Source organism: Pseudomonas sp. MDT1-17 (assembly GCF_054898105.1).
Genome location: NZ_JBUBVM010000001.1, coordinates 6,145,190 through 6,170,386 on the forward strand (window position 1 = coordinate 6,145,190; position 25,197 = coordinate 6,170,386).

The following is a 25,197-nucleotide window of genomic DNA, read 5'->3' on the forward strand; positions in this document are numbered from 1 at the left end:
CAAGTTGCCCCGCGTTACATGACAGCCATGGCTGCCTGGCAACAAAACCGGCGCGCAACTTACCCTCGAAAAACCGTTCCAGCAAAACTTTTATGCAGAGACCTGTAGCAGCTGCCGAAGGCTGCGTTAAGGTCCGAAGGACCTTTCCGCGTTTTCAACAGCACAACTGCTTCGCAGTTGGACGCAGCCTGCGGCAGCTGCTACAGGGTTTTACTTATTTACCGGATTTAATCTTGGTCCAACTGCGAGTCATGATCCGCTGGGTCGCGGCCGGCAAGTCGGCAATCGCGTACAGCTTGGCCAGCACGTCCGCTGGGGGGTAGATACCTGGGTCGGCGGTGATTTCTTTATCGACCAATGCGGTGGCGGCCGCGTTACCGTTCGGGAAGCGTACGGCGTTGGTGATTTCGGCCATGATTTCCGGCTTCTGCAGGAAGGTCATGAACTTGTAGGCGCCTTCGACGTTTTCGGCATCTTTAGGGATGGCGACCATGTCGTAGAAGCTGCCCGCACCTTCTTTCGGAATGTTGTAGCTGACTTTCACCTTGTCACCGGCTTCAGCCGCGCGGGACTTGGCCTGGTAGATATCACCCGAGTAACCCACGGCGACGCAGATGTTGCCGTTGGCCAGGTCGGAGATGTACTTGGACGAGTGGAAGTAGCCCACCGAAGGACGAATCTTCAGGAACAGTGCTTCGGCTTCGGCCAGTTGTTTTTTGTCCTGGCTGTCGGTTGGATAGCCCAGGTAGTGCAACGCCACCGGAATCATCTCGGTTGGCGAATCAAGGAAACTGATACCGCACGACTTCAACTTGGCGGCGTTTTCAGGTTTGAAGATCAGATCCCAGGAATTGGTGGGCGCATCGGCACCCAGTGCAGCCTTGACCTTCTCGGCGTTGAAGCCGATACCGATCGAACCCCACATGTACGGAAACGCGTGTTCGTTGCCCGGGTCGCTCACCGACACCGCTTTAAGCAGGTCAGGGTTCAGGTTCTTCCAGTTAGGCAGTTTGGACTTGTCCAGCTTCTGGTAAACACCGGCCTTGATCTGCTTGGCCAGGAAGTTGTTCGACGGTACGACGATGTCGTAGCCGGACTTGCCTGCCAGCAACTTGGCTTCCAGGGTTTCGTTACTGTCGAATACGTCGTAAACAACCTTGATCCCCGACTCGGCTTCGAACTTCTTGACGGTGTCCGGTGCGATGTAATCGGACCAGTTGTACACGTGAAGAACCTTGTCGTCCGCCTGAACTGCGCCCGCCATCACGCCCATCAGGGACATGGCGAGGAGGGTCTTGCCAGCTATCTTCATACCTAATGCCTTCATGGGTAATGCTCCAATTTTTCTTTTTTAACCACGTTCTTGTTAACCAAGAGCCAGCGGCCTATTCCTGGGCAGCTAAAAACAACCGGTAGTCTGGCAAGATCCAAGGCAGGCTTTCAAGGAAAGACCCATCCTTTGTTTGCGCTGAGCGAAATGCAAACTTCGCACCCCGCTCAGAGCCTAGCACTTAGCCCTGCAATGCACTCAAGGTCAGGTCCAGACACTTGCGTGCCTTGGTCACCAACTCATCGATTTCTGCCGGTGTAATCACCAGTGGCGGAGCAATGATCATGGTGTCGCCGACGGCGCGCATGATCAGGCCGTTTTCGAAGCAGAACGTGCGGCAAATCATGCCGGCGCCCTTGCCCTCGTAACGCTTGCGAGTGGCCTTGTCCTGCACCAGTTCGATCGCCCCCAGCAGCCCCACCCCGCGGACTTCCCCCACCAACGGGTGATCGTTCAGTTCCCGTAGACGCTTTTGCAAATAGGGTGCCGTTTCTGCATGAACGCGCTCGATAATTTTTTCTTCGCGCAGGATGCGGATGTTTTCCAGTGCCACGGCAGCGGCCACCGGATGCCCGGAATAGGTGAAGCCGTGGTTGAAATCGCCACCTTCGTTGAGTACCGCCACCACTTCGTCACGCACGATCAGGCCACCCATAGGGATGTAGCCGGACGTCAGGCCTTTGGCGATGGTCATCATGTCGGGTTTGAGGTCGTAGAAATCGGAACCGAACCACTCACCGGTACGGCCGAAACCACAGATCACTTCGTCAGCCACGAACAGGATGTCGTACTTGGCGAGGATTTCCTTGATGCGTGGCCAGTAGGTGTCTGGCGGAATGATCACGCCGCCGGCACCCTGGATCGGCTCGGCAATAAAGGCACCGACGTTGTCCACGCCGACTTCCAGAATCTTCTCTTCCAGCTGATTGGCCGCCCAGATACCGAACTCTTCCGGTGTCATGTCGCCGCCTTCAGCGAACCAGTAAGGCTGCGCGATGTGGACGATGCCCGGGATCGGCAAGTCGCCTTGTTCGTGCATGTACGTCATGCCACCCAGGCTCGCGCCGGCCACGGTAGAACCGTGATAACCGTTCTTGCGGCTGATGATGACTTTCTTCTTCGGCTGCCCCTTGATCGCCCAGTAGTGGCGGACCATACGCAGCATGGTGTCGTTGCCTTCAGAGCCGGAACCGGTGAAGAACACATGGTTCATGCCTTGTGGCGCGATGTCGGCGATGGCCTTGGCCAATTCCAGCACCGGCGGGTGAGCCGTCTGGAAAAACAGGTTGTAGTAAGGCAGTTCGCGCATTTGTTTGCTGGCGGCATCGGCCAGTTCATCGCGACCGTAACCGATCGCCACGCACCACAGGCCGGCCATGCCGTCGAGGATCTTGTTGCCTTCGCTGTCCCAGAGGTAAACGCCTTTGGCGCTGGTGATGATCCGCGGGCCTTTTTCTTTCAGCTGCTTGAAGTCGCTGAACGGGGCCAGGTGGTGATCGTTGCTCAGGGTTTGCCATTCACGGGTTTGCGGGTTGTTGCTGGTCATGCGAATTCTCCTAAGATTCCAGTGGAGGGCGCCGCCAAGAGCAGCGGCGCCCGGCGTATCAGACGGCGAAAAGCAGGAATTCCCGCTCCCACGAACTGATCACGCGCTTGAAGTTTTCATGCTCGGCCCGCTTGACCGCGACGTAGCCAGTGATGAATTTTTTGCCCAGGTACTTCTCGATAGTCACGCTGTGTTCCATGCGTTCCAGCGCGTCTTCGATGGTCAGTGGCAGGCGCAGGTTGCGGCGTTCATAGCCACGCCCCACCACCGGCGCACTCGGGTTCAAGCCTTCGACCATGCCGATGTAACCGCAGAGCAGGCTCGCGGCAATCGCCAGGTACGGGTTGGCGTCGGCGCCCGGCAGGCGGTTTTCCACCCGACGGTTTTGCGGCCCGGCATCCGGAACCCGCAGGCCCACGGTGCGGTTCTCCTCGCCCCACTCCACGTTCACCGGTGCCGAGGTGTCCGGCAGGAAGCGGCGGAACGAGTTGACGTTAGGCGCGAACAGCGGCAACAGCTCGGGGATCAGTTTCTGCAAGCCACCGATGTGGTTCAGGAACAACTGGCTCATGCTCCCGTCTTCATTGGAGAACACGTTCTTGCCGGTTTCGATGTCGATGATGCTCTGGTGCAAGTGCATCGCGCTGCCCGGCTCGCCGGTCATTGGCTTGGCCATGAAGGTGGCTGCCACGTTGTGCTTGAGCGCGGCTTCGCGCATGGTGCGTTTGAACACCAGGATCTGGTCGGCCAGGGACAGGGCATCGCCGTGACGGAAGTTGATTTCCATCTGCGCCGTGCCGTCCTCGTGGATCAGTGTGTCGAGGTCCAGCTCCTGCAATTCGCACCAGTCGTAGACGTCTTCGAACAACGGATCGAATTCGTTCGCCGCTTCAATCGAGAAGGACTGGCGACCGGTTTCCGGGCGACCTGAGCGGCCAACCGGCGGTTGCAGCGGGAAGTCCGGGTCTTCGCAACGCTTGGTCAGGTAGAACTCCATTTCTGGCGCCACAATCGGCTGCCAGCCCCTCTCGGAATAGAGTTTCAGAACCTTTTTCAGCACGTTGCGCGGCGACAGCTCGATCGGGTTGCCTTGCTTGTCGTAGGTGTCGTGGATGACCTGGGCAGTGGGCTCGATAGCCCAGGGCACCAGGAACACCGCGTTCTGGTCGGGACGGCAAATCATGTCGATGTCGGCCGGGTCGAGCAGTTCGTAATAGATGTCGTCTTCGACATAGTCGCCGGTCACGGTCTGCAACAGAACGCTCTCGGGCAGGCGCATGCCTTTTTCGGCAATGAACTTGTTGGTCGGCGATATCTTGCCCCGGGTGATCCCGGTCAAGTCGGCGATCATGCATTCGACTTCTGTGATCTTGTGGTCTTTCAACCAATCGGTGAGCTGGTCGAGGTTGTTACTCATAAATGCCTCTAGGCTGAGTTTCCTGACTCTTATAAGTCAGGCGTTGTTTGACGCATGGGCGTCGCTTGGTACAGATTGCCACTGCAATTGCCGCGCACCAACACCCGCACGGGTAATGGCGCGGGTGAGCGAGATAAGATCAGGTCGTGCAGAATCATGAGCAATGCTCGACACGTTGGTCGGGCCGGCACGGTAAAACAGTTCTATATTGGAAGGACAACCGGTAAAGAGAATATCGTGTAGACCGTCCAGAATATCGGACGGAGCCAGCGGGTTTGCCGGGGAAGGAAGAGTCGACGGCACGCCTTTGGCAACACGGGCCTTGGCGTGAGCGTAACGATCGCCACTGATGTGATAAGCATGCAGACCGATCTGCCTTGAGCAGATGGTGACGCCGATTAACGGCAGGCGAGACATGAAGCACCCCGGTATTATTGGTGTTATGGGTTTGAATCGAGCTTAGCCTTGTTCATTTTTTTACACAACACCCCCGTAAAAAATACAACACGGCCCGCTCAAGCTCGCAGGCGCTAAAGCGCTCAAAGGCATAAAAACGCCCCAAAGTGCCTCAAAAATGCCCCAAGGGCGCTTTTTTAGGACAAAAAAGGCCTCGCTTGACTTCGGCATGCCGTTCGGGTTGACTGAAACCCGAAGAGATCAATGATTGATATTTTTAACAACAAAGGTGTTGCATCATGTCGGTACCCCCGCGTGCCGTTCAGCTTAACGAAGCGAACGCGTTCCTTAAGGAACATCCTGAGGTTCTGTACGTTGACCTTCTGATTGCGGATATGAATGGTGTGGTGCGCGGCAAGCGCATTGAACGCACCAGTCTCCACAAGGTTTACGAGAAAGGCATCAACCTGCCGGCCTCTCTATTTGCTCTGGATATCAATGGCTCGACGGTGGAAAGCACCGGTCTGGGCCTGGACATCGGCGATGCTGACCGAATCTGCTATCCAATCCCTGACACCCTGTGCAACGAGCCTTGGCAGAAGCGCCCTACCGCGCAACTGTTAATGACCATGCACGAACTCGAAGGCCAGGCGTTCTTTGCTGACCCGCGAGAAGTGCTGGCCAATGTAGTACGCAAGTTCGACGACATGGGCCTGACCATCTGCGCCGCGTTCGAACTGGAGTTCTACCTGATCGACCAGGAGAACGTGAACGGTCGTCCGCAACCGCCACGCTCGCCGGTCTCCGGCAAACGCCCACACTCGACACAGGTTTACCTGATCGACGACCTCGACGAATACGTCGACTGCCTCCAGGACATTCTGGAAGGTGCGAAAGAGCAAGGCATCCCTGCCGACGCAATCGTCAAGGAAAGTGCCCCGGCGCAGTTCGAAGTGAACCTGCACCACGTGGCCGACCCGATCAAGGCCTGCGATTACGCGGTTCTGCTCAAGCGTCTGATCAAAAACATCGCCTACGACCATGAGATGGACACTACCTTCATGGCCAAGCCTTATCCGGGCCAGGCGGGTAACGGTCTGCACGTCCACATCTCGATTCTTGATAAAGACGGCAAAAACATTTTTGCCAGTGAGGATCCCGAGCAGAACGCCGCACTGCGTCACGCGATCGGCGGTGTGCTCGAGACCCTACCGGCGCAGATGGCTTTCCTCTGCCCGAACGTCAACTCCTACCGTCGTTTCGGTGCACAGTTCTACGTGCCGAATGCACCGTGCTGGGGTCTGGACAACCGTACTGTTGCGGTGCGTGTGCCGACCGGTTCCGCCGACGCGGTCCGTCTGGAACACCGCGTTGCTGGCGCCGATGCCAACCCGTACCTGCTGATGGCTTCGGTCCTGGCAGGCGTGCACCACGGTCTGACCAACAAGATCGAGCCAGGCGCACCCGTGGAAGGCAACTCCTACGAGCAGAACGAGCAAAGCCTACCGAACAACCTGCGCGATGCATTGCGTGAGCTGGACGACAGCGAAGTCATGGCCAAGTACATCGATCCGAAATACATCGATATCTTCGTCGCGTGTAAAGAGAGCGAGCTGGAGGAGTTCGAACACTCCATCTCCGACCTCGAGTACAACTGGTACCTGCACACCGTGTAAGCGATTGCAGTAAAAACAACGCCGCAGGCCTCACAGCTTGCGGCGTTTTTTTATGGCCGCCTTCGGCGGTTCGCGAGCAGGCTCGCTCCCACAGGGGATTTCCTGTGTGCACAAAATTCATGTTCGCTGGAGATCAACTGTGGGAGCGAGCCTGCTCGCGAAGGCGTCCTGGCAGACAACATCAAACCCTGCTCGTACAATGCCCGCTGCCCTGCAGGAGACACCAATGACCCGACTCGCCACCCCACGCAAACCCCGCGCACGCAGCCAGGCCCGGATCGATTCGATACTCGATGCCGCCCGCACGCTGCTGGCTGCCGAGGGCGTGGCCAGCCTGTCGATCTACAGCGTCGCCGAACGCGCGGAGATTCCGCCCTCCTCCGTCTACCACTTCTTTGCCAGCGTCCCGGCGCTGCTCGAAGCCCTGACGGCCGATGTCCACGCGGCGTTCCGTGCCTGCCTGCAAGCACCCATCGACCACGACATCCTGAACGGCTGGCGCGATCTGTCGCGACTGGTAGAGCAACGCATGCTCGCGATCTACAGCGAGGACGCCGCCGCCCGCCAGCTCATACTCGCCCAGCACGGGTTGACCGAGGTCACCCAGGCCGACCGTCAGCACGACATCGAACTCGGCGACCTGATGCACAAACTCTTCGACCACCACTTCGAGCTGCCGACACTACCGACCGACGTCGATGTGTTTGCCCTGGCCATGGAGCTCGGCGACCGCGTCTATGCGCGCTCGGTGCAACAACACGGACAGATCACCCCGCGCATGGCCGAAGAAGGCATGCGGGTGTTTGATGCTTATCTGGGGCTGTACTTGCCACCCTACCTGCCCAAGCGTGCACTTGCGCTCTGACGCGCTATGACACTTCGCAATCGTAGAGTGACAAACGCCGGATCACTGTTCCTGGCAGCAGCAATCCCCCTGGCGCAACCACGGCGTTGGCACCAAGGCGTGAGCCGTCACCCATCAGGGCGCCAAATTTTTCACAACCCGTCGGCCGAAGAACATTGTTCACCCTCACGTTAACGCCTTTGTCAGCGCGTTCATTGCGGTAGTTGGCAATGATACTGCCGGCTTCCAGATTGACCCCGGCGCCCAACACCGAGTCACCGACGAAATTGAAGTGGGCAAGTTTGGTACCGCTGAAGACGAACGAAGACTTGAGTTCCGCGCCGGGACCGATGATGCAGTTTTCGCCCAGCCAACAACCGCCGCGCAGATAAGCACCCGCGGCAATAAAACAACCAGGGCCGATGATCAATGGGCCTTTGAGTATCGCCCCTTCCTCGTACCGCGCCGTGCGATGGATGGCGATATCGCCCTGCACGTCGTACTCATCGCACGCCAGCCTCGTGAGCAGCTGCTGCACACGTTCAGGCGCATTGATCACCACTTCCCAAGGTGTCAGCCCGGCCCATTCGGCCAGTGGTGAGCAGGCCACGTCATGAATGTAATCTGAAATTCTGACAGTCACGGTTGATCTCCTTTCGCCAAGCGTCTATCAAAACGAATCAGCCGAACTCTACCACCGTCGCAGCCTCCATAAAAAAACCCCGAAGGGCTAAAACCCTTCGGGGTTGTTGTTTGCACACGCGCTTACAACTTGGCGATCGACACCTCGGTGGATTTCACAAACGCGATCACTTCGCTGCCGACCACCAGTTCCAGCTCTTTCACCGAGCGAGTGGTAATCACCGAGGTGACGATGCCGGAAGCGGTCTGTACGTCGATTTCCGACAGCACGTCACCGAGTACGATTTCCTTGATGGCGCCTTTGAACTGGTTGCGAACGTTGATGGCTTTGATCGTCATGATGTTGATTCCTGTCATTGGATAAGGCTTGAGTTATTGAGCCCAACGCAATTGCGTGGGCAAGGGTGAAACAGGTTCCGGCGCCGGCGGTTCGCCGGGCAACGCCAGCACGCGTTTGAGGACCTCGGTTTCCAGCGCCGCCAGCCGATGGGAGCCGCGAACCCGAGGGCGCGGCAACTCGACGTGCAGGTCGAGGCCGACTTCGCCCTCTTCGATCAGGATCACCCGATCGGCAATCGCCACCGCTTCACTGACGTCGTGGGTGACCAGCAACACGGTGAAACCGTGCTTCTGCCAGAGCCGCTCGATCAGCTGCTGCATTTCAATTCGGGTCAGCGCATCCAGCGCGCCCAGCGGTTCGTCCAGCAACAGCAAACGCGGTTGATGGATCAGCGCGCGGGCCAGGGCCACACGTTGCTTTTGTCCGCCGGACAAGGCGGCCGGCCATTCATTGGCGCGGTCTGCCAGACCTACCGATTCCAAGGCTTCCAGCGCCTGTGGCCGCCAGTTGCCCTTGAGCCCAAGACCGACGTTGTCGATGACCTTTTTCCACGGCAGCAAACGCGCTTCCTGGAACATCAGCCGGGTGTCTTCCCGCGCCTCACTCAGCGGCGCGGAACCGGCCAGCAATTCACCACCCGTGGGTTTGTCGAGGCCGGCGAGCAAGCGCAGCAAGGTACTTTTGCCGCAACCGCTACGACCGACCACGGCAACAAACTGACCGGCCGGGATGTGCAGATCGATCTCACGCAGCACCTGCCGCGAGCCGAAGGTTTTTTGCAGCTTGCGCACTACCAGCGCAATACCGCGCAGCAGGCGTGGAGGTTGTTGAGCCGTCATGCTGCACCTCCCTTGGTCACCTGATAGGCCGGGTGCCAGCGCAACCACACGCGTTCAAGTCCACGAGCCGCGAGGTCGGCGAGTTTGCCGAGCACGGCGTACAAGAGAATCGCCAGCACCACCACGTCGGTCTGCAAAAACTCTCGGGCATTCATCGCCAGGTAGCCAATGCCGGAGCTTGCAGAAATGGTTTCTGCCACGATCAGGGTCAACCACATGAAACCGAGGGCGAAGCGCACACCGACCAGAATCGAAGGCAGCGCGCCCGGCAGGATCACCTGACGGAACAGGCTGAAACCGGACAAGCCATAACTGCGGGACATTTCCACCAGCGCCGGATCGACATTGCGGATGCCGTGATAGGTGTTGAGATAGATCGGGAACAACGTGCCCAATGCCACCAGGAAAATCTTCGCCGACTCATCGATGCCGAACCACAGGATCACCAGTGGAATCAGCGCCAGGTGCGGCACGTTGCGGATCATCTGCACCGAACTGTCGAGCAGCCGTTCGCCCCATTGCGACAGGCCGGTGATGAAACCCAACGCCAGACCGATACCCCCGCCGATGACGAAGCCCAGCGCTGCGCGCCAACCACTGATCGCCAGGTGAGTCCAGATTTCACCGCTGCGCACCAGGCCGACGCCGGCTTCGATGACGGCGATTGGCGCCGGCAAAATCCGTGTCGACAACCAGCCCGCCGACACCGACAACTGCCACACCGCCAGCAGCAAAACAGGCAACACCCAGGGCGCAAGGCTGTGGATAAGTTTCTTCATGGCGCGCGTCAGCTCTGCGACGCGGCTTTGGGAAGAATATCGTTGGCGACCATCTCACCAAACGGGCTGACGTAACCGGCGCCTTTCGGCAACTCTGAACGCTCGATGTCCAGGTGCGGGAACAGCAACTCGGCAACGCGGTAAGACTCTTCCAGGTGTGGATAACCGGAGAAGATGAACGTGTCGATGCCCAGGTCTGCGTATTCCTTCACGCGGGCGGCCACGGTTGGACCGTCGCCCACCAGCGCCGTGCCAGCACCGCCGCGCACCAGGCCGACACCGGCCCACAGGTTGGGGCTGACTTCCAGATTGTCGCGGCTGCCACCGTGTAATGCGGCCATGCGTTGCTGACCGACCGAGTCGAAGCGCGCCAGAGAAGCCTGGGCACGCGCGATGGTTTCGTCGTCCAGATGGGAGATCAGACGATCCGCCGCTTGCCAGGCTTCGGCGTTGGTTTCGCGAACGATCACATGCAAACGAATGCCGAAACGCACGGTGCGGCCGAGCTTCGCGGCTTTGGCACGCACTTGTTCGATTTTCTCGGCAACGGCTGCGGGTGGTTCGCCCCAGGTCAGGACCATCTCGACCTGCTCTGCCGCGAGGTCTTGCGCCGCTTCCGAAGAACCACCGAAGTACAGCGGCGGGCGCGGTTGCTGGATCGGCGGATAGAGCAACTTGGCGCCCTTCACACTGATGTGCTGACCGTCGTAGTCGACGGTTTCGCCTTCCAGCACGCGGCGCCAGATACGGGTGAATTCCACCGAGGCTTGATAGCGCTCTTCGTGAGTCAGGAACAAACCGTCGCCGGCCAATTCTTCCGGATCACCGCCGGTGACCAGGTTGAACAACGCACGACCGCCGGACAAGCGATCCAGCGTCGCCGCCTGACGCGCGGCCACCGTCGGGGAAATGATCCCGGGGCGCAGGGCGACGAGGAACTTCAACCGTTGGGTCACCGGGATCAGCGACGCCGCTACCAGCCACGAGTCTTCGCACGAGCGACCGGTAGGAATCAGCACTCCGCCGAAGCCCAGGCGATCCGCCGCTTGCGCGACTTGTTGCAGGTAACCGTGGTCGACGGCGCGAGCGCCTTCGGCGGTGCCAAGGTAATGGCCGTCGCCGTGGGTAGGCAGGAACCAGAAGATATTGAGGCTCATGGAGTGGTCTCCTTAGGGAATCGAATTACAGAGCTTTGGCAACGGCCGCCGGTGGCGTCCAGATCACGTCTTTGATGCTCAGCGGCTTTGGAATCAGCTTGAGCTGGTAGAAGCTGTCGGCGATTTTCTGTTGGGCGGCGACCACTTCAGGCGTGAGAAACAGCGCGCCGTAGCCCTGGCGTTTCATCGAGGTCAGGGTGATGTCCGCCGGCAGGCCGATCAGTGGCGAAACCTGTTTGGTCACGTCGATGGGGTTGGCTTTGGCCCATTCGCCGACCGCGCGCACTTCTTCCACGAGGGTCTTGATCACCTCAGGGTTTTTCGATGCGTAAGGCTTGGTTGCCAGGTAGAACTGATGGTTGTCGACGATGCCTTGGCCATCACGCAGGGTGCGTGCTTGCAGTTGCTGTTCGGCAGCAGCCTGGTACGGATCCCAGATCACCCAGGCATCGACGCTGCCACGTTCGAACGCGGCGCGAGCGTCGGCGGGCGGCAGGAATACAGTCTGGACGTCGGTGTATTTGAAACCGGCATCTTCCAGTGCGCGGACCAACAGGTAGTGAACGTTGGAGCCTTTGTTGAGCACGACTTTCTTGCCCTTGAGGTCCTTCACCGATTTGATCGGCGAGTCCTTCGGCACCAGGATCGCTTCGCCTTGGGGCGCTGGCGGTTCGTAGGCAACGTAGAGCAGATCGGCGCCGGCGGCTTGAGCGAATACGGGTGGCGTTTCACCCGTAACGCCGAAGTCGATGGAGCCGACGTTCAGACCTTCAAGCAGTTGCGGGCCGCCGGGGAATTCAGTCCATTGCACGTCCACGCCTTGGGCGGCGAGGCGTTTTTCAAGTGTGCCTTTGGCTTTGAGCAGCACCAAGGTGCCGTACTTTTGATAACCGATCCGAAGGACGCCTTCATGGGTAGAAAGCGCCTGAGCTTGAGTAATAACGCCGAAGGCAGCCGCAACAAACAGAGCGACCAGACCACGACGCAAAATGACAGTGCGCATAGCGCTCTCCTTTTTGCAGTTGGGTTTTGGCTGCACCTGCTTGGCCGTTAGCGGCTGAGTAAGGTGAATACTTCAAATTGAGGTGTGGCTTAAGTGCTGGCTTAAATGCTCCCGCGAGCACTCAACAAACGTTCATTCAACAGGTTTGGATCGATCGGCTTGGGCCGTCGGGCCATGGCGCTGAAAAACAACTCCAGCGATTCATTCAGTCGTTGTTCCAGCTCGGGTACCAACTGCGCCTGGGCGCTGCCTTCGCCGTAAGCGATCTGGCTGTCCACGGCGAAAATCCCGTGGAGCATTTCCTGGGCTTTCAACGCCGACAGCACCGGCTTGAGCGCGTAATCCACCGCCAGCATGTGCGCGATGCTGCCGCCGGTGGCCATTGGCAAAACCACCTTGTGGGCCAGGGCGCGCTCGGGCAGCAGGTCCAGTACGGTTTTCAATGCGCCGGAGAACGACGCCTTGTACACCGGTGTAGCGATCAGCAGGCCATCGGCGTTTTCAATCTGCTGCAGCAGGTCGATGACCTTCGGGCTGTCGAAGCGCGCATGCAGCAAGTCTTCGGCCGGGAAGTCCCGTACCTGGTAACTCACCACTTCCACACCTTGCTCCTGCAACCAGCGTTGGGAGCGCTCCAGCAGCACCCCGGAACGGGAGCGTAGGCTGGGACTGCCACCGAGTGAGACGACCAGCATTTAGGCGATTCCTTGAACCGTGTTGGCGAATCGCGCTTGCGATCTCGCGTTGGTGGAGTGACCTTAACAGGTGATTGTTATATCCATAAATCATATTTATTCATTTAGTTATTCTTTGTAGGTCTATGAGAGGCATCATTTCCCAGAAAAAAAAGGTCGTAAAAACGGCCTGAAATCCCCAGCTTTGTGGATGCCTTGAAAAGATCGCAGCCTACGGCAGCTCCTACATGGATCGACGTACACCCGTAGGAGCTGCCGAAGGCTGCGATCTTTTGATCTTCAACGATTCGGTTGTGGCGTCAGGCGCAGGTACGGCTTCACCGCGCGATAGCCCTTGGGAAAACGTTTCTGGATTTCGTCTTCATCCTTGAGCGATGGCACGATCACCACTTCATCACCGTCCACGAAGTGAGCCTGACTTGAAAACGCAAAAGCCCCGCCAGGCGTGATGCCGGGGCGGGGCTTTTTTTACGTCGGTTACGCGAGCGCTATTACAACAGCGGGATCGAGTAGCTGACGATCAGACGGTTTTCGTCCTGGTCGCGTTGGCCTGGGACGTCGTTGCGCCACATGGCGTTCTTCCACATGAGGCCCAGGTTTTTCAGTGGACCGCTCTGGACTACATAGGCCAGGGTCAGGTCGCGCTCCCACTCGGAACGGCCAGAGCCGGACACTGCGGTGCTGGAGCTGTTGATGGTGTCGATGTTGTCACCGCGCAGGTAAACGATGCCGGCAGTAGCGCCTGGCAAGCCGACCTTGGCGAAGTCATACGAGTAGCGAGCTTGCCAGGTACGTTCGCCGGCACGGGCGAACTTGGCGATCTGACTATCGGTAGTCAGGTAAGCCGACGAGCCGTCACCCTGGTTCAGCCAAGGGAAATCGCTGCTACCGTTGCTGACCTGGTAACCACCACCGAAGGTGTGACCGGCAACGGAGTACAGGAACAGGCCGCTGTACAAGTTGTTGTCGACTTTGCCCCTGCCAGCACGGAAACCCTGATAGTTACCCGAGCTGAAGTAGTTCGAGTCGTTGCCGTTAGCACCATCATCGGAGCTGTTGAAGTAGCGGAAATCAGACTTCAACACGCCCGGGCCGATAGCCCAGTTGTGAACCAGACCCAGGAAGTGTTGCTTGTAGAAATCTTCCAGGTTGCCGTAGTAGTACTGGGCCGTCAGGTCTTTGGTGATTTTGTAGTCGCCGCCACCGTAAATGAACTTGTTGCTGTCACGGCCGGCTGCAGTACGACCGTTAGCACCAGCGATCGACAACTCTTCGTTGTTGCTGGAGTTACGGCCCTTGACGTGCTCGATCTGACCACCGACCAGTGTCAGGTCCTTGATCTCGTTCGAGGTGATCTGACCGCCCTGGAAGGTTTGCGGCAGCAGACGACCATCGTTGGTCACGATCACCGGCAGTTTTGGCTGCAGAGTGCCCAGTTTCAGTTCGGTCTGGGAGATCTTGGCTTTGGCAGTCAGGCCCAGGCTGGAGAAGTTATCAACCGCTTCGCCGTTAGACTTGCTTGGGAAAACAGTACCGCCATAAGAACCATAGTTTGTGCTGGTTGCAGGGCTCGCACCATTAGTGCCACCACCCGAATCCAGACGCACGCCCAGCAGGCCGATAGCATCAATACCGAAGCCAACGGTGCCTTGGGTGTAACCGGAGATGAAACGCAGGTCGAAGCCTTGGCCCCATTCTTCTGCCTTACTCTGGGTGGTATGAGCACCGGAATCACGGTTATCGTTGTTGATGTAGAAGTTACGCAGCCCCAAAGTAGCCTTGCTGTCTTCGATAAAACCGGCGGCGCCTGCCTGCTGCGCCAAAACCCCTACGGCCACAGCCAGGGCCAAGGTGGACTTGTTCATTTGTTTCGCTCCTATCGTTTCTAATTTTTGTGTTCTTTGGTCTCGGGTCTAACGCCCCAGATCCAAGATGCGCGATTAGCGCCAGACCGTGACTTATAAGGCAATCGTAACCATATGTGTCTACGACCAAGGTCTAACCGCAGTGATTTGGTCCCAGCAGGGAATGAATTCTTCAAAACCAAAAAGAATTGTTTTGTAAGTTTTAATACCATTAAGGAATATAGCTAAGCACTATCTATCCGAACCGGGACACTGGGTATCGGCTCATAAGCTAATTCCTAAATGGTATTTGTTAGCCTTTTTTTAGATCGATTAGCGTTTAAGCATCCCAAAAACGTCAATCCCTATCGAATTTGCGACCCTATGATGGCCAAGCGCGCACTATCCAGTCCATTTGTTACAGTTTGTGTATCGGTATTATTTTCTTTTAGCGCTCACGCGGCGAACCTCACGGTCGGTTATCAAACCGGTATCGACCCCAGCAAAGTCCCCCAGGCAGATGGACTGTACGAGAAAACCATCGGCCAGAAAATTGACTGGCGTCGTTTCAATAGCGGCCCGGAAGTGGTTACAGCCATTGCTTCCGGCGACGTGCAGATCGGCAACCGCGGCTCAGCCCGTTGGCCGCCGCCGCTCAGGCTGGTCAATGGGGCCGTATGTCAGCGCAAAGTTTGTCACTGAGGGATGATCGTTCCCACGCTCTGCGTGGGAATGCAACCCAGGACGCTCCGCGTCCCACAACAGCCGAACGCGGAGCGTCCGTTGAGACGTTCCTTCGCTGCGCGTGGGAGCGATCAGGTCAGAGGGTTTTTTCGAAGATCTTCGAATTACGCTGATAGTTGTATAGCGATGCCCGCGCCGACGGCAGGCGATCGACGCTGCTCGGCACGAAACCACGCTCGCGAAACCAGTGAGCGGTCCTCGTAGTCAGTACGAACAAGGTGTTCAACCCTTGCGCCCGGGCGCGGGTTTCAATGCGCTCCAGCAACTCATCACCACGACCGCCATGGCGGTATTCCGGGTTCACCGCCAGACACGCCAACTCCCCCGCGTCCGAATCAGCAATCTGATACAGCGCCGCACATGCGATGATCATGCCTTCGCGTTCGACCACACTGAACTGCTCGATCTCACGCTCCAGCACCTCACGGGAACGGCGCACCAGAATGCCCTGCTCTTCCAGCGGGCTGATCAAATCCAGCAAGCCGCCGACGTCTTCGATGGCCGCTTCGCGCACAATCTCGAATTGCTCCTGGGCCACCAGCGTACCGCCACCGTCACGGGTGAACAGCTCGGTCAACAGTGCGCCGTCTTCGGCGTAGCTGACGATATGACTGCGCGCCACGCCGCCACGGCAGGCCTCGGCGGCCGCATCCAACAGCTCAGCCTGATAGTTGCTGCCCAGGCGCTGCAGATGCGCCGGCACTTGTTGCGGGCGCAACTCACGAACCAGACGACCGTTTTCATCGATCAGACCCAAGTCGGCGCCGAACAACAGCAACTTGTCCGCCCCCAGATCGATGGCCGCGCGAGTGGCGACGTCTTCACAGGCGAGGTTGAAAATCTCACCGGTCGGCGAGTAACCCAATGGCGACAACAGCACGATGGAGCGTTCATCCAGCAGACGATTGATGCCCTTGCGGTCGACCCGGCGCACTTCGCCGGTATGGTGATAGTCGACGCCTTCGAGCACGCCAATCGGCCGCGCCGTAACCAGGTTGCCGCTGGCCACCCGCAGACGCGAGCCCTGCATTGGCGATGAAGCCATGTCCATGGACAGTCGCGCTTCGATGGCGATACGCAGCTGGCCAACCGCATCGATCACGCACTCAAGGGTCGCGGCATCGGTGATGCGCATGCCGTGGTGGTAATGCGGGGTCAGGCCACGCGCGGCGAGGCGGGTTTCAATTTGCGGACGGGAACCGTGAACCAGCACCAGTCGCACGCCCAGGCTGTGCAACAGCACCAGGTCGTGGACGATATTGCCGAAGTTCGGGTGCTCCACGCCGTCGCCAGGCAGCATGACGACGAAGGTGCAATCGCGGTGGGCGTTGATGTAAGGCGAAGCGTGACGAAGCCAATTAACGTATTCGGGCATGAACCTGGGCCTGTAATAAATAGCAGCCAAAAAATGGGCGAAACAGAAAAACGCACAGCGGGCTGATGGTTATCGTCGGAACAGGCTTGGCGACACGCGCGCTCTCCTCATGAATACGGGTTGGGATGCTGGCAATTTATACGGCTTGGGCCGGTGTGAGGCAGTAATGTTCAATCAGTTGCCGTAATAGATGCACCGTAGGCTGCAAACGTGACATTTCGAGGTATTCCCCCGGTTGGTGCGCACAGGCGATATCGCCAGGGCCGAGCACCAGTGTTTCGCAGCCAAGACGCTGAAGATAAGGCGCTTCGGTGCCGAACGCCACTGCTTCGGCGCGATGGCCGGTGAGCTTTTCCGCGATCCGGACCAATTCGGCGTCCTCGGCTTGCTCAAACGGCGGCACTTCGGGGAACAGCGGCGCGTAATCGATCTTCACCTGATGCCACTCGGCAATGGGTTTGAGCTTCTGCAGAATCTCCGCGCGCAGGGCATTGGGGTCCATGCCCGGCAACGGACGCAGATCAAACTCCAGCGAACACTGGCCGCAAATGCGGTTGGGGTTATCGCCACCATGAATACAGCCGAAATTCAGGGTCGGCGTCGGTACACCGAACTGCGGATTGCGAAATTCGCGCTGCCACAGCAGGCGTAAACCGCGCAGTTCACCAATGGCGTCGTGCATGGCTTCGAGGGCACTGTGGCCAAGGCGCGGGTCCGAGGAATGGCCGCTCTGACCAAGGATGTCGATGCGCTCCATCATGATGCCTTTGTGCATGCGGATCGGCTTTAGCCCAGTCGGCTCGCCGATGACAGCGGCACGACCCAGTGGCCGCCCGGCTTCGGCCAAGGCGCGAGCGCCGGACATCGAGCTTTCTTCATCACAGGTAGCGAGGATCAGCAGCGGCTGTTTGAACGATTGGTCGAGCAGAGGAATGACGGCTTCTATGGCCAGGGCGAAAAAACCCTTCATGTCGCAACTGCCCAGCCCGATCCAGCGGCCATCGACTTCGGTCAGCTTCAGCGGATCGGTCTGCCACAGCGCGCCGTCAAACGGCACAGTGTCACTGTGACCGGCCAGCACCAGGCCGCCGGGGCCAGAACCGAAACTGGCCAGCAGGTTGAATTTGCCGGGGCTGACCTGCTGGATGTCGCAGGTAAAACCCAGATCGCCGAGCCAACTCGCCAGCAGATCAATCACCGGGCGGTTGGATTGATCGAGGCGGGCCTGCGTACAGCTGACGGACGGCGTAGCGATCAGCGCAGCGAACTGATCTTTCATGGACGGCAAAGGCATCGCTGACTCCAACTCCCGAATTGAAGTCCATCATAGAACCATCCGGCGACAGGAATAAACCGCCGCGGCACGTAGGACTGATGAGTCCTGTACACTGCACGGCCTTGGCAGCCACACATTCCCCCGGCTGCGCTCCCGATCCTGGATTTTCCGGCCATGCAGAAAGAAACCGAAATCAAACTCCGCGTCAGCCGCGAAACCCTCGCTGCCCTGCGCGAGCACCCGCTCCTGAAAAAACGCAACAAAAGTGGCTGGGAACGCCGTGAGTTGATGAACCAGTACTTCGACACGCCTGAGCGCGACCTGGCCCGCGCCAAGGTTGCCCTGCGCCTGCGCCGCGATGGCGAAGAAGTGATTCAGACCCTCAAGACCCGTGGCCAGAGCGTCGCCGGTCTGTCGGTGCGTAACGAATACGACTGGAACCTGCCCAAAGCCAAGCTCGACGTGAAGAAACTCGACGGCGAATGCTGGCCCGAAGAACTCGCCGAGCTGGACAAGAAAACCCTGAAGGCGATCTTCACCACCGATTTCGTCCGCGAACGCGCTGAAATCGCTTGGGGCCGTGGCAAGACCAAAGTGGTCATCGAAGCCGCGCTGGACCTCGGTCACGTGGTGGTCGGCAAGCAGAAAGAAGAAATCTGCGAACTGGAGCTGGAACTGCGCGAAGGCGAGCCGGCCGCTTTGCTGGAACTGGCCGCCGAACTGGCCGCGACCCTGGCCCTGATGCCGTGTGACATCAGTAAGGCCGAGCGCGGTTATCGCTTGTACGACGCCAACAGCTACTCGCTGAGCCTGCCGGCGCCGCAGATCACCGCCGAAACCCCGCTGGACGACGCTTTCGCAGCGCTGAGCTGGCATTTGCTGGGCAGCAGCCAGCGTCTGGCCGAGCAGTATCGCTTCAACGGCCACTGGCGCCTGTTGCAGGATTGGGTCGAGAACCTGGCTGAATTGCGCGCGCTGCTCAGCAGTCTGGGCCAAGCGGCACCGCGTCAGTCGACCCACGATCTGCGCGTCGCGCTGGATGCCTTGCTCGAAGACTGGCGTCCGCTGGTTCACGCCGGTGTCGACGACGAAGACGTGCGTAAAGCCGCGCCGGAGCAGTTCCTCGAAGAACTTGAAGACCCGCGTTGGGGCCTGTTCTCGCTGAACACTTCGCGCTGGTTGCTGGCCCGCACCTGGGCTGCCGATCGCAACGTCCGGGGCAATCGTCAGGGCGCTGCGCAATTGGGTAGCTGGTTACCCCGCCTGCTGGGTGAAGAAGCGACTTCGCTGCAGTTGCAGCGTTACCAGCAACAGCCGGAAGATCTCGCCGAGCAACTGCCGCGTATCGAGCGCATCCAGGCCTGGTTGCACCACGCCCGCAGCGTGCTGGACATCCCGGAAATGGATCGCCTGTATGGTGAGCTGAAACAGCTTGCTCTGTTAGCGAACGAGCCGATCACCGATGAATCGCTGGATGCGCGCAAGCAGCAGGCGATTGCGGTTTATCAGAATCGTGCCTGGAAGATGCTGCTGCGTATGTAATTCCGCCTTCGCGAGCAGGCTCGCTCCCACATTAGACCGCATTCGTTCAGACAACTCGGTCAACTGTGGGAGCGAGCCTGCTCGCGAAGAGGCACGCACACTCACCGCAAAACTTCAGACCGGCAAACTCGTCGTGGACTTTATCTCGGATAAAGCCACGATCGAGTTAACCTCCTGGATCCCCGGCACCATCGACAGCTTCTCGAAGAAGAAGCGCTCATACGCTTCGATGTCCGCCGTGACGATGCGCAGCAAGAAATCCACCGACCCCATCAGCACATAACACTCCAGCACTTCGGGAAAGCCGCGAATCGCCTCGGTGAACTCGGTGAAGTTCGAACGCCCGTGAGCGTTGAGTTTGATTTCAGCGAAGATCTGCGTATTCAGGCCGATTTTCTTCCGGTCGAGCAAGGTCACCTGTCCGCGAATGATCCCCTCTTCCTTCATCCGCTGAATCCGTCGCCAGCACGGCGACTGCGAGAGTCCCACCTGTTCGGCGAGCTGTGCGCTGGAGAGTGAAGCGTCTTCTTGCAGCAACGCGAGAATCTTGCGGTCGTAGCCATCCAGTTCGCTATGCATAAAAAAACCTTTAATTGAAAACTTAACGAATCAAACAATTCAAATAATCGCCAATACACCCAATCATAGATAAGAAATGCCCGGTACCGAATGTAAAAATTCCTCCAGTGATTTTGGAGACCGACCATGCCGCATCTAGAAGCCGTGAACAACCCGCACACCCGCACCGATGTCTGGAACGCCAGCAACGCCCACTGCCGCGTTCACTATCAATTGCTGGCCGAGGCCGAACCGGACCTGCTGTGCCGGGCGCTCAACCTGTTCGCCTTGCAGTGCCTGACACCGGTGCAGGTCAACATGCAGCGCAGGGACGATCTGCTGTCGATCGACATCGTGATGGACGGTCTGAGCTGGCACCGCGCGCAAGTGATCGCGGAAAAATTACGTAACCTGATCAGTGTCTGTTCGGTTGACCTGCAAGCGGCTGATTGCGCGTGGGATGAACCGGCTCAGGCGGCAGGCTGAAAGAACTCGACACGGCTTCGTCGGGTAGTGGCCCAACGGTCTGCGGGTCCGCGACTATCCTTTGCGAACTGTTGTTCATGAGGAGCCCGCATGTCCGTTCAACTTTCCATTCAGGACCGCTGGCTGGATCTCAATGATTTGCTGCGTGAACTGGTCGCCCAAGGCTTTATCAGCCAGGACTCGGCCGAACACGCGCTCAATGCTCGACGCCGTCACGCCGCCAATGGCCAGATGCACCCACTGGAATTTATCGCCAGCCAACACCTGGACGACCTCAGTCGTCCCGGCAAACACCTCGACCTGGAAAGCCTGACGCTTTGGCTGTCGCAGCAAGCCGGCCAGCCTTATCTGCGTATCGATCCGCTGAAAATAAACGTGGCGGCGATTACGCCGCTGATGTCCTACGCCTTCGCCCAGCGCCACAAGATTCTTGCGGTCTCCATCGACCGCGACGCGGTGACCGTGGCCAGCGCCCAGCCCTACGTCACCGGCTGGGAGTCCGACTTGACCCACGTGCTGAAACTGCCGATCAAGCGTGTGGTGGCCAACCCGGTCGACATCCAGCGCTTCAGCGTGGAGTTCTTCCGACTGGCCAAATCGGTCAGCGGCGCGACCAACGCCGATCAGCAGATGAACACCCTGGGCAACTTCGAGCAGCTACTGAACCTCGGCGCCAGCGACCAGGAACCGGACGCCAACGACGCACACATCGTCAACATCGTCGACTGGTTGTTCCAGTACGCGTTCCAGCAACGGGCCAGCGACATCCACATCGAACCCCGTCGCGAGCAAGGCACCGTGCGTTTTCGCATCGACGGCGTGCTGCACAACGTCTATCAATTTCCGCCACAAGTGAACATGGCCATCGTCAGTCGCCTGAAAAGCCTGGGGCGGATGAACGTCGCGGAAAAACGCAAACCCCAGGACGGCCGGGTCAAGACCAAAACCCCGGACGGTGGCGAAGTCGAGCTGCGGCTATCAACATTGCCTACCGCATTCGGCGAAAAAATGGTCATGCGGATCTTCGACCCGGAGGTACTGCTCAAGAACTTTGATCAGCTGGGATTCTCCGCCGATGACTTGCGCCGCTGGCAGGACATGACTAGCCAGCCCAACGGCATCATTTTGGTCACCGGGCCGACCGGTTCCGGGAAAACCACCACGCTTTACACCACGCTAAAGAAACTGGCGACGCCAGAGGTCAACCTCTGCACCATCGAAGACCCGATCGAAATGGTCGAGCCGGCGTTCAATCAGATGCAGGTCCAACACAACATCGACCTGACCTTCGCCGCCGGTGTGCGCGCGCTGATGCGACAGGATCCGGACATCATCATGATCGGCGAGATCCGTGACCTCGAAACCGCCGAAATGGCGATCCAGGCTGCGCTCACTGGCCACTTGGTGCTGTCGACGCTGCACACCAACGATGCGCCAAGCGCGATCAGCCGCTTGCTGGAGCTGGGCGTGCCGCATTACCTGATCAAAGCCACGGTGCTCGGCGTCATGGCCCAGCGCCTGGTCCGCACCTTGTGCCCGCACTGCAAGGCGCCGCTGACACTGGGTGAAGAAGATTGGCAAAGCTTGACCCGCCCCTGGCAGGCACCGTTGCCGCACAACGCACATCGCGCCATTGGTTGCCTGGAATGCCGCGATACCGGTTACCGCGGTCGCGCCGGGGTCTACGAAATCATGCAACTGACGGACGGCGTCAAAGCGCTGATCAACCCCGACACCGATTTGCTGGCGGTGCGGCGTCAGGCGTTCAAGGAAGGCATGCGCAGTTTGCGGTTGTCGGGCGCGCAGAAAGTCGCTGCGGGTTTGACGACGATTGAGGAGGTATTGCGGGTGACGCCGCAGAGTGAGCAGAAGTGAAACCTTTTATGTCTCCTGATGATGCGAGGGCCGACTAACAGTTCTTATCCCCGACCCGCGCCGCTACACTCCTGCGATCACAACATCATTGATCAACAGGGAATTGTTATGCAGATCGGTAGCGTGCTTTTACTTTTTGTCGGCCTGGTGGTCGCCATTCTGTTCATGGGTTTCAAGGTCGTGCCTCAGGGTTATCAGTGGACGGTCGAACGTTTCGGCCGTTACACCAACACGCTCAAGCCCGGTCTGAACATCATCATTCCGGTGATGGACCGCATCGGTCGCAAGATCAACGTGATGGAAAGCGTGCTGGATATTCCACCCCAGGAAGTCATCACCGCCGATAACGCCACGGTGCAGATCGACGCGGTGTGCTTCTTCCAGGTGGTCAACACCGCCCAGGCCGCCTACGAGGTCAACAACCTCGAACACGCGATTCGCAACCTGCTGCAAACCAACATCCGTACCGTGCTCGGCTCCATGGAGCTGGACGCGATGCTCAGCCAGCGTGACGGGATCAACGAAAAACTGCTGCGCACCGTCGATGAAGCCACGGCGCCGTGGGGCATCAAGATCACCCGGATCGAGATCAAGGACATCAGCCCGCCGGCTGACCTGATGGCTGCAATGTCGGGGCAGATGAAAGCCGAGCGGATCAAGCGCGCGCAAATCCTTGAAGCCGAAGGCCTGCGCGCCGCGGCGATCCTGACTGCCGAAGGCAAGAAGCAGGCGCAGATTCTGGAGGCCGAAGGGGGTCGTCAGGCAGCGTTCCTTGAGGCCGAAGCCCGTGAACGCCAGGCCGAAGCCGAAGCCCAGGCGACCAAAGTGGTGTCCGAAGCCATCGCTGGCGGCAACGTGCAGGCAGTCAATTACTTCGTCGCGCAGAAGTACATCGATGCGCTGGGCAAACTGGCCTCGGCCAACAACAGCAAAGTGATTCTGATGCCGCTCGAGGCCAGTTCGATGATCGGCGCAGTCGGCGGCATCGGCGAAATCGTCAAGGCCACGTTCGATAACAAGAAAGCCTGAGGCACGATATGTGGGCATTCCTGCAGCATTTATCGTTCTGGGACTGGCTGGCATTAGGCACCGTGCTGCTGATTCTCGAAGTGTTCGGCGCCGGTGGCTACTTGCTGTGGATCGGCATAGCAGCCGCCGCCGTTGGCGTGCTGACCTTTGCGGCGCCAGACATCACCTGGGAATTGCAGTTTCTGCTGTTCGGCCTGCTCTCGATGGCTACCGCCCTGTACTGGTGGAGACGCCAGCGTAGCGCGATGCGGGTGAGTGATCAGCCGAACCTCAATCTGCGCGGTCAGGAGTTGATCGGCAAAACCTTTGTGGTACATGAAGCGATTGTCGACGGTCGCGGCAAAATCAAGGTCGCCGACGGTGTGTGGATGGCCCGAGGGCCTGACGCCGCAGCGGGCAGCCGCGTTCGGGTGATCGGGCAGCAAGGGGCTATTTTGCTGGTTGAACCGGCTGAATAAGCCGTTACGGAACTCGACTGGGTGATTGGCAATCCAAGGCCGTAGATAACCCAGTGGAGTCACCCCTTATGCGTCTCAAACTTGCTGTCGCTACCATCGCCCTGTTGTCCCTTCCCGTCGGTTCGGCGATGGCCGATAGCTTTTGGCGTAACGTCATCTCGTCCGGTGCGACCACCGGCTCGACCTACCTGACCTTCAAGGATCACAAGCTGATCGTTGCCGCCCAGGACGACGCCGGCAGTTTTGTTGCCAGTGACGGCGGCATTCGTGGGCCATACCTGGAAGCCGCGATGCAGAAAGTCCGCACCGACAACCCTGGTCTGCAGGCCACGGACATGGAACTGGCGAATGCGATCCTGGCGAAGAATGCCGTTGCTTCGGAATAAGCTTTCGCACCTGTAGAAATGCCGCTCATATGAGCGGCATTTTTTATGGGCCAGAAAAACTGCACAACACTTTCCTACAGCGGCGAATGCCAAAACCTCGGCCCCCTGACGAGAATTCAGCGGATTACTGGGGAATGCTCTGATATGAGCGTCGGGGGGTGCGCCCCCAAACTTTGTCGATTCGAACACCCTAAACAAGCGAATCGATACCCATGAGCAAACCAAGCCTGTCTTTATTGCTGCTTGCCGCAGTCTTCAGCAACGTATCTCAAGCCGAGGGCCTGTACGGCTCGGTAAAAATTCAAAGCGCCCAGCAAGACCTGGAAAGCGCCCTGCTCACCAGCCCCAGGGTCAGCAATCGTGTGGCCAGCCCGGACAGCAATAAAGATGTTGGCGGTTCCGTGGCACTGGGCTACGGGTTCAAGGGGAATTGGCGCCTGGAAGCTGAATACAGCATCAAGCAGGATTCGGAGTTCAAGAGCCACTGGGCGCCGTTCAACGCCAACGTCAACAACATGCAAGTCTCGTCCAGTCGCCTGATGGTCAATGGCTACAAAGACTTCCCGCTGAACGAATACCTGTCGCTGTATGCCATGGCCGGCGTGGGTGTGGCACACATCAGTTCCGAAGGTTATCAAACCAACCCTTCGCGACGATTCGCCAACAACAGCCAGAACAACTTCGCCTACGCCCTGGGCGTCGGGGCAGACCTCAAGCTCAACCAGAAAATCACCCTCGGCACCGGCTATCGCTATGTCGACATGGGTGACATTGAAACCGGCTACAACACCTTCGCCAACCGCATCAATGCCCGGGACGAACAGCTCAAGGGCAAGCTGCGGGAGCAGAACCTGTACGTTGAGGCGCGAATGTCGTTCTGAGTTATTTGCCCTGATGTAATTCACTTGTGGGAGTGGCGGTGCGGCGATCCGACTTGCTCGCGAAAGCGGTGTGTCAGTC

At 58.7% G+C, this 25,197-nt stretch carries 23 protein-coding genes and 3 pseudogenes; 10 read left to right on the top strand and 16 right to left on the bottom strand.

Annotated features, from left to right (window positions below):
* Window positions 1-214: 214 nt before the first annotated feature.
* The 4 genes and pseudogenes from ACYZTX_RS28390 to ACYZTX_RS28405 all read right to left on the bottom strand — a co-directional run.
* On the bottom strand, window positions 215-1,312 hold the full coding sequence (locus ACYZTX_RS28390; protein WP_462037125.1) for a polyamine ABC transporter substrate-binding protein: 1,098 nt from the start codon (window positions 1,310-1,312) through the stop codon (window positions 215-217).
* Between the two features lie 199 nt (window positions 1,313-1,511).
* Window positions 1,512-2,876: an aspartate aminotransferase family protein gene (locus ACYZTX_RS28395; RefSeq protein WP_462036793.1), complete on the bottom strand. Its 1,365-nt coding sequence runs from the start codon at window positions 2,874-2,876 to the stop codon at window positions 1,512-1,514.
* A gap of 58 nt (window positions 2,877-2,934) precedes the next feature.
* Window positions 2,935-4,293 carry a glutamine synthetase family protein gene (locus ACYZTX_RS28400; protein WP_462036794.1) on the bottom strand — a complete coding sequence of 453 codons (1,359 nt, stop codon included), beginning with the start codon at window positions 4,291-4,293 and terminating at the stop codon, window positions 2,935-2,937.
* A gap of 99 nt (window positions 4,294-4,392) precedes the next feature.
* Window positions 4,393-4,710 (bottom strand): annotated as a pseudogene (locus tag ACYZTX_RS28405) (gamma-glutamyl-gamma-aminobutyrate hydrolase family protein); the annotation flags it as partial.
* 278 nt (window positions 4,711-4,988) lie between these two features.
* Here ACYZTX_RS28405 and ACYZTX_RS28410 point away from each other — a divergent pair.
* Together ACYZTX_RS28410 and ACYZTX_RS28415 are read left to right on the top strand one after the other, a co-directional pair.
* Window positions 4,989-6,365, top strand: coding sequence for a glutamine synthetase family protein (locus ACYZTX_RS28410; RefSeq protein ID WP_462036795.1), 1,377 nt, complete (start codon window positions 4,989-4,991; stop codon window positions 6,363-6,365).
* Between the two features lie 226 nt (window positions 6,366-6,591).
* Window positions 6,592-7,230: a TetR/AcrR family transcriptional regulator gene (locus tag ACYZTX_RS28415; RefSeq protein WP_462036796.1), complete on the top strand. Its 639-nt coding sequence runs from the start codon at window positions 6,592-6,594 to the stop codon at window positions 7,228-7,230.
* Window positions 7,231-7,234: 4 nt separating this feature from the next.
* Here the strand turns inward: ACYZTX_RS28415 and ACYZTX_RS28420 are convergent, their stop codons facing one another.
* From ACYZTX_RS28420 to ACYZTX_RS28460, 9 genes and pseudogenes are all read right to left on the bottom strand, one after another.
* Complete coding sequence (locus ACYZTX_RS28420) at window positions 7,235-7,852, bottom strand: LbetaH domain-containing protein (protein ID WP_462036797.1); 618 nt, start codon at window positions 7,850-7,852, stop codon at window positions 7,235-7,237.
* A gap of 122 nt (window positions 7,853-7,974) precedes the next feature.
* Entirely contained in the window at window positions 7,975-8,190 is a 216-nt protein-coding gene (locus ACYZTX_RS28425) for a TOBE domain-containing protein (RefSeq protein ID WP_007942473.1), read from the bottom strand.
* Between the two features lie 33 nt (window positions 8,191-8,223).
* The gene (ssuB, locus tag ACYZTX_RS28430) at window positions 8,224-9,030 is read right to left on the bottom strand and encodes an aliphatic sulfonates ABC transporter ATP-binding protein (RefSeq protein ID WP_462036798.1); all 807 of its coding nucleotides are present in this window, start codon (window positions 9,028-9,030) and stop codon (window positions 8,224-8,226) included.
* Window positions 9,027-9,809 carry an aliphatic sulfonate ABC transporter permease SsuC gene (gene ssuC / locus ACYZTX_RS28435; protein ID WP_462036799.1) on the bottom strand — a complete coding sequence of 261 codons (783 nt, stop codon included), beginning with the start codon at window positions 9,807-9,809 and terminating at the stop codon, window positions 9,027-9,029. Before ssuC ends, ssuB begins: the two co-directional genes overlap by 4 nt.
* An 8-nt stretch (window positions 9,810-9,817) precedes the next feature.
* Window positions 9,818-10,966 (bottom strand): FMNH2-dependent alkanesulfonate monooxygenase, encoded by a 1,149-nt coding sequence (gene ssuD, locus ACYZTX_RS28440; protein WP_462036800.1) that lies wholly within the window; start codon window positions 10,964-10,966, stop codon window positions 9,818-9,820.
* Between the two features lie 25 nt (window positions 10,967-10,991).
* Window positions 10,992-11,969 (bottom strand): sulfonate ABC transporter substrate-binding protein, encoded by a 978-nt coding sequence (locus ACYZTX_RS28445; protein ID WP_462036801.1) that lies wholly within the window; start codon window positions 11,967-11,969, stop codon window positions 10,992-10,994.
* 101 nt (window positions 11,970-12,070) lie between these two features.
* Window positions 12,071-12,664 carry an NADPH-dependent FMN reductase gene (gene ssuE, locus ACYZTX_RS28450; RefSeq protein ID WP_462036802.1) on the bottom strand — a complete coding sequence of 198 codons (594 nt, stop codon included), beginning with the start codon at window positions 12,662-12,664 and terminating at the stop codon, window positions 12,071-12,073.
* A 279-nt stretch (window positions 12,665-12,943) separates the two neighbouring features.
* Window positions 12,944-13,072: pseudogene (locus ACYZTX_RS28455) on the bottom strand (peroxidase); the annotation flags it as partial.
* Window positions 13,073-13,155: 83 nt separating this feature from the next.
* The gene (locus ACYZTX_RS28460; RefSeq protein WP_462036803.1) at window positions 13,156-14,529 is read right to left on the bottom strand and encodes an OprD family porin; all 1,374 of its coding nucleotides are present in this window, start codon (window positions 14,527-14,529) and stop codon (window positions 13,156-13,158) included.
* A 366-nt stretch (window positions 14,530-14,895) separates the two neighbouring features.
* Between ACYZTX_RS28460 and tauA the strand changes: the two are divergent.
* A pseudogene (gene tauA, locus ACYZTX_RS28465) lies at window positions 14,896-15,147 on the top strand (taurine ABC transporter substrate-binding protein); the annotation flags it as partial.
* A gap of 181 nt (window positions 15,148-15,328) precedes the next feature.
* Here tauA and argA read toward each other — a convergent pair.
* Both argA and argE read right to left on the bottom strand, forming a co-directional pair.
* A complete protein-coding gene (gene argA / locus ACYZTX_RS28470) occupies window positions 15,329-16,627 on the bottom strand; it encodes an amino-acid N-acetyltransferase (RefSeq protein ID WP_462036804.1) in 1,299 nt (432 codons plus the stop codon).
* A 136-nt stretch (window positions 16,628-16,763) separates the two neighbouring features.
* The gene (argE, locus tag ACYZTX_RS28475; RefSeq protein ID WP_462036805.1) at window positions 16,764-17,921 is read right to left on the bottom strand and encodes an acetylornithine deacetylase; all 1,158 of its coding nucleotides are present in this window, start codon (window positions 17,919-17,921) and stop codon (window positions 16,764-16,766) included.
* A gap of 156 nt (window positions 17,922-18,077) precedes the next feature.
* On the opposite strand from argE, the gene ACYZTX_RS28480 reads away from it, so the two are divergent.
* Complete coding sequence (locus ACYZTX_RS28480) at window positions 18,078-19,445, top strand: CYTH domain-containing protein (RefSeq protein WP_462036806.1); 1,368 nt, start codon at window positions 18,078-18,080, stop codon at window positions 19,443-19,445.
* A 114-nt stretch (window positions 19,446-19,559) separates the two neighbouring features.
* Here the strand turns inward: ACYZTX_RS28480 and ACYZTX_RS28485 are convergent, their stop codons facing one another.
* On the bottom strand, window positions 19,560-20,024 hold the full coding sequence (locus tag ACYZTX_RS28485) for an Lrp/AsnC family transcriptional regulator (protein ID WP_462036807.1): 465 nt from the start codon (window positions 20,022-20,024) through the stop codon (window positions 19,560-19,562).
* Window positions 20,025-20,150: 126 nt separating this feature from the next.
* Here ACYZTX_RS28485 and ACYZTX_RS28490 point away from each other — a divergent pair, with 126 nt between their 5' ends.
* The 6 genes from ACYZTX_RS28490 to ACYZTX_RS28515 all read left to right on the top strand — a co-directional run bounded on the left by ACYZTX_RS28490 (window position 20,151) and on the right by ACYZTX_RS28515 (window position 25,118).
* Entirely contained in the window at window positions 20,151-20,489 is a 339-nt protein-coding gene (locus ACYZTX_RS28490) for a hypothetical protein (protein WP_462036808.1), read from the top strand.
* A gap of 90 nt (window positions 20,490-20,579) precedes the next feature.
* A complete protein-coding gene (locus ACYZTX_RS28495; protein WP_462036809.1) occupies window positions 20,580-22,364 on the top strand; it encodes a GspE/PulE family protein in 1,785 nt (594 codons plus the stop codon).
* A gap of 108 nt (window positions 22,365-22,472) precedes the next feature.
* Entirely contained in the window at window positions 22,473-23,393 is a 921-nt protein-coding gene (locus ACYZTX_RS28500) for an SPFH domain-containing protein (protein WP_008150402.1), read from the top strand.
* Between the two features lie 8 nt (window positions 23,394-23,401).
* Window positions 23,402-23,851, top strand: coding sequence for an NfeD family protein (locus ACYZTX_RS28505; protein WP_462036810.1), 450 nt, complete (start codon window positions 23,402-23,404; stop codon window positions 23,849-23,851).
* A 68-nt stretch (window positions 23,852-23,919) separates the two neighbouring features.
* Window positions 23,920-24,237: a DUF2388 domain-containing protein gene (locus ACYZTX_RS28510; protein WP_462036811.1), complete on the top strand. Its 318-nt coding sequence runs from the start codon at window positions 23,920-23,922 to the stop codon at window positions 24,235-24,237.
* A gap of 212 nt (window positions 24,238-24,449) precedes the next feature.
* Complete coding sequence (locus tag ACYZTX_RS28515; RefSeq protein WP_462036812.1) at window positions 24,450-25,118, top strand: outer membrane protein; 669 nt, start codon at window positions 24,450-24,452, stop codon at window positions 25,116-25,118.
* Window positions 25,119-25,197 lie beyond the last annotated feature (79 nt).

What these genes read in the sequence shown, in the direction of transcription:
- ACYZTX_RS28460 (WP_462036803.1), bottom strand. Translation starts at nt 14,529, where the DNA reads ATGAACAAGTCCACCTTGGCCCTGGCTGTGGCCGTAGGGGTTTTGGCG.
- ACYZTX_RS28490 (WP_462036808.1), top strand. Translation starts at nt 20,151, where the DNA reads ATGCCGCATCTAGAAGCCGTGAACAACCCGCACACCCGCACCGATGTC.
- ACYZTX_RS28395 (WP_462036793.1), bottom strand. Translation starts at nt 2,876, where the DNA reads ATGACCAGCAACAACCCGCAAACCCGTGAATGGCAAACCCTGAGCAAC.
- ACYZTX_RS28415 (WP_462036796.1), top strand. Translation starts at nt 6,592, where the DNA reads ATGACCCGACTCGCCACCCCACGCAAACCCCGCGCACGCAGCCAGGCC.
- argA (WP_462036804.1), bottom strand. Translation starts at nt 16,627, where the DNA reads ATGCCCGAATACGTTAATTGGCTTCGTCACGCTTCGCCTTACATCAAC.
- ACYZTX_RS28480 (WP_462036806.1), top strand. Translation starts at nt 18,078, where the DNA reads ATGCAGAAAGAAACCGAAATCAAACTCCGCGTCAGCCGCGAAACCCTC.
- ACYZTX_RS28400 (WP_462036794.1), bottom strand. Translation starts at nt 4,293, where the DNA reads ATGAGTAACAACCTCGACCAGCTCACCGATTGGTTGAAAGACCACAAG.
- ACYZTX_RS28390 (WP_462037125.1), bottom strand. Translation starts at nt 1,312, where the DNA reads ATGAAGATAGCTGGCAAGACCCTCCTCGCCATGTCCCTGATGGGCGTG.
- ssuE (WP_462036802.1), bottom strand. Translation starts at nt 12,664, where the DNA reads ATGCTGGTCGTCTCACTCGGTGGCAGTCCCAGCCTACGCTCCCGTTCC.
- ssuC (WP_462036799.1), bottom strand. Translation starts at nt 9,809, where the DNA reads ATGAAGAAACTTATCCACAGCCTTGCGCCCTGGGTGTTGCCTGTTTTG.
- ACYZTX_RS28445 (WP_462036801.1), bottom strand. Translation starts at nt 11,969, where the DNA reads ATGCGCACTGTCATTTTGCGTCGTGGTCTGGTCGCTCTGTTTGTTGCG.
- ACYZTX_RS28500 (WP_008150402.1), top strand. Translation starts at nt 22,473, where the DNA reads ATGCAGATCGGTAGCGTGCTTTTACTTTTTGTCGGCCTGGTGGTCGCC.
- ACYZTX_RS28515 (WP_462036812.1), top strand. Translation starts at nt 24,450, where the DNA reads ATGAGCAAACCAAGCCTGTCTTTATTGCTGCTTGCCGCAGTCTTCAGC.
- ACYZTX_RS28425 (WP_007942473.1), bottom strand. Translation starts at nt 8,190, where the DNA reads ATGACGATCAAAGCCATCAACGTTCGCAACCAGTTCAAAGGCGCCATC.
- ssuB (WP_462036798.1), bottom strand. Translation starts at nt 9,030, where the DNA reads ATGACGGCTCAACAACCTCCACGCCTGCTGCGCGGTATTGCGCTGGTA.
- ACYZTX_RS28495 (WP_462036809.1), top strand. Translation starts at nt 20,580, where the DNA reads ATGTCCGTTCAACTTTCCATTCAGGACCGCTGGCTGGATCTCAATGAT.
- ACYZTX_RS28485 (WP_462036807.1), bottom strand. Translation starts at nt 20,024, where the DNA reads ATGCATAGCGAACTGGATGGCTACGACCGCAAGATTCTCGCGTTGCTG.
- ACYZTX_RS28510 (WP_462036811.1), top strand. Translation starts at nt 23,920, where the DNA reads ATGCGTCTCAAACTTGCTGTCGCTACCATCGCCCTGTTGTCCCTTCCC.
- argE (WP_462036805.1), bottom strand. Translation starts at nt 17,921, where the DNA reads ATGCCTTTGCCGTCCATGAAAGATCAGTTCGCTGCGCTGATCGCTACG.
- ACYZTX_RS28505 (WP_462036810.1), top strand. Translation starts at nt 23,402, where the DNA reads ATGTGGGCATTCCTGCAGCATTTATCGTTCTGGGACTGGCTGGCATTA.
- ACYZTX_RS28410 (WP_462036795.1), top strand. Translation starts at nt 4,989, where the DNA reads ATGTCGGTACCCCCGCGTGCCGTTCAGCTTAACGAAGCGAACGCGTTC.
- ssuD (WP_462036800.1), bottom strand. Translation starts at nt 10,966, where the DNA reads ATGAGCCTCAATATCTTCTGGTTCCTGCCTACCCACGGCGACGGCCAT.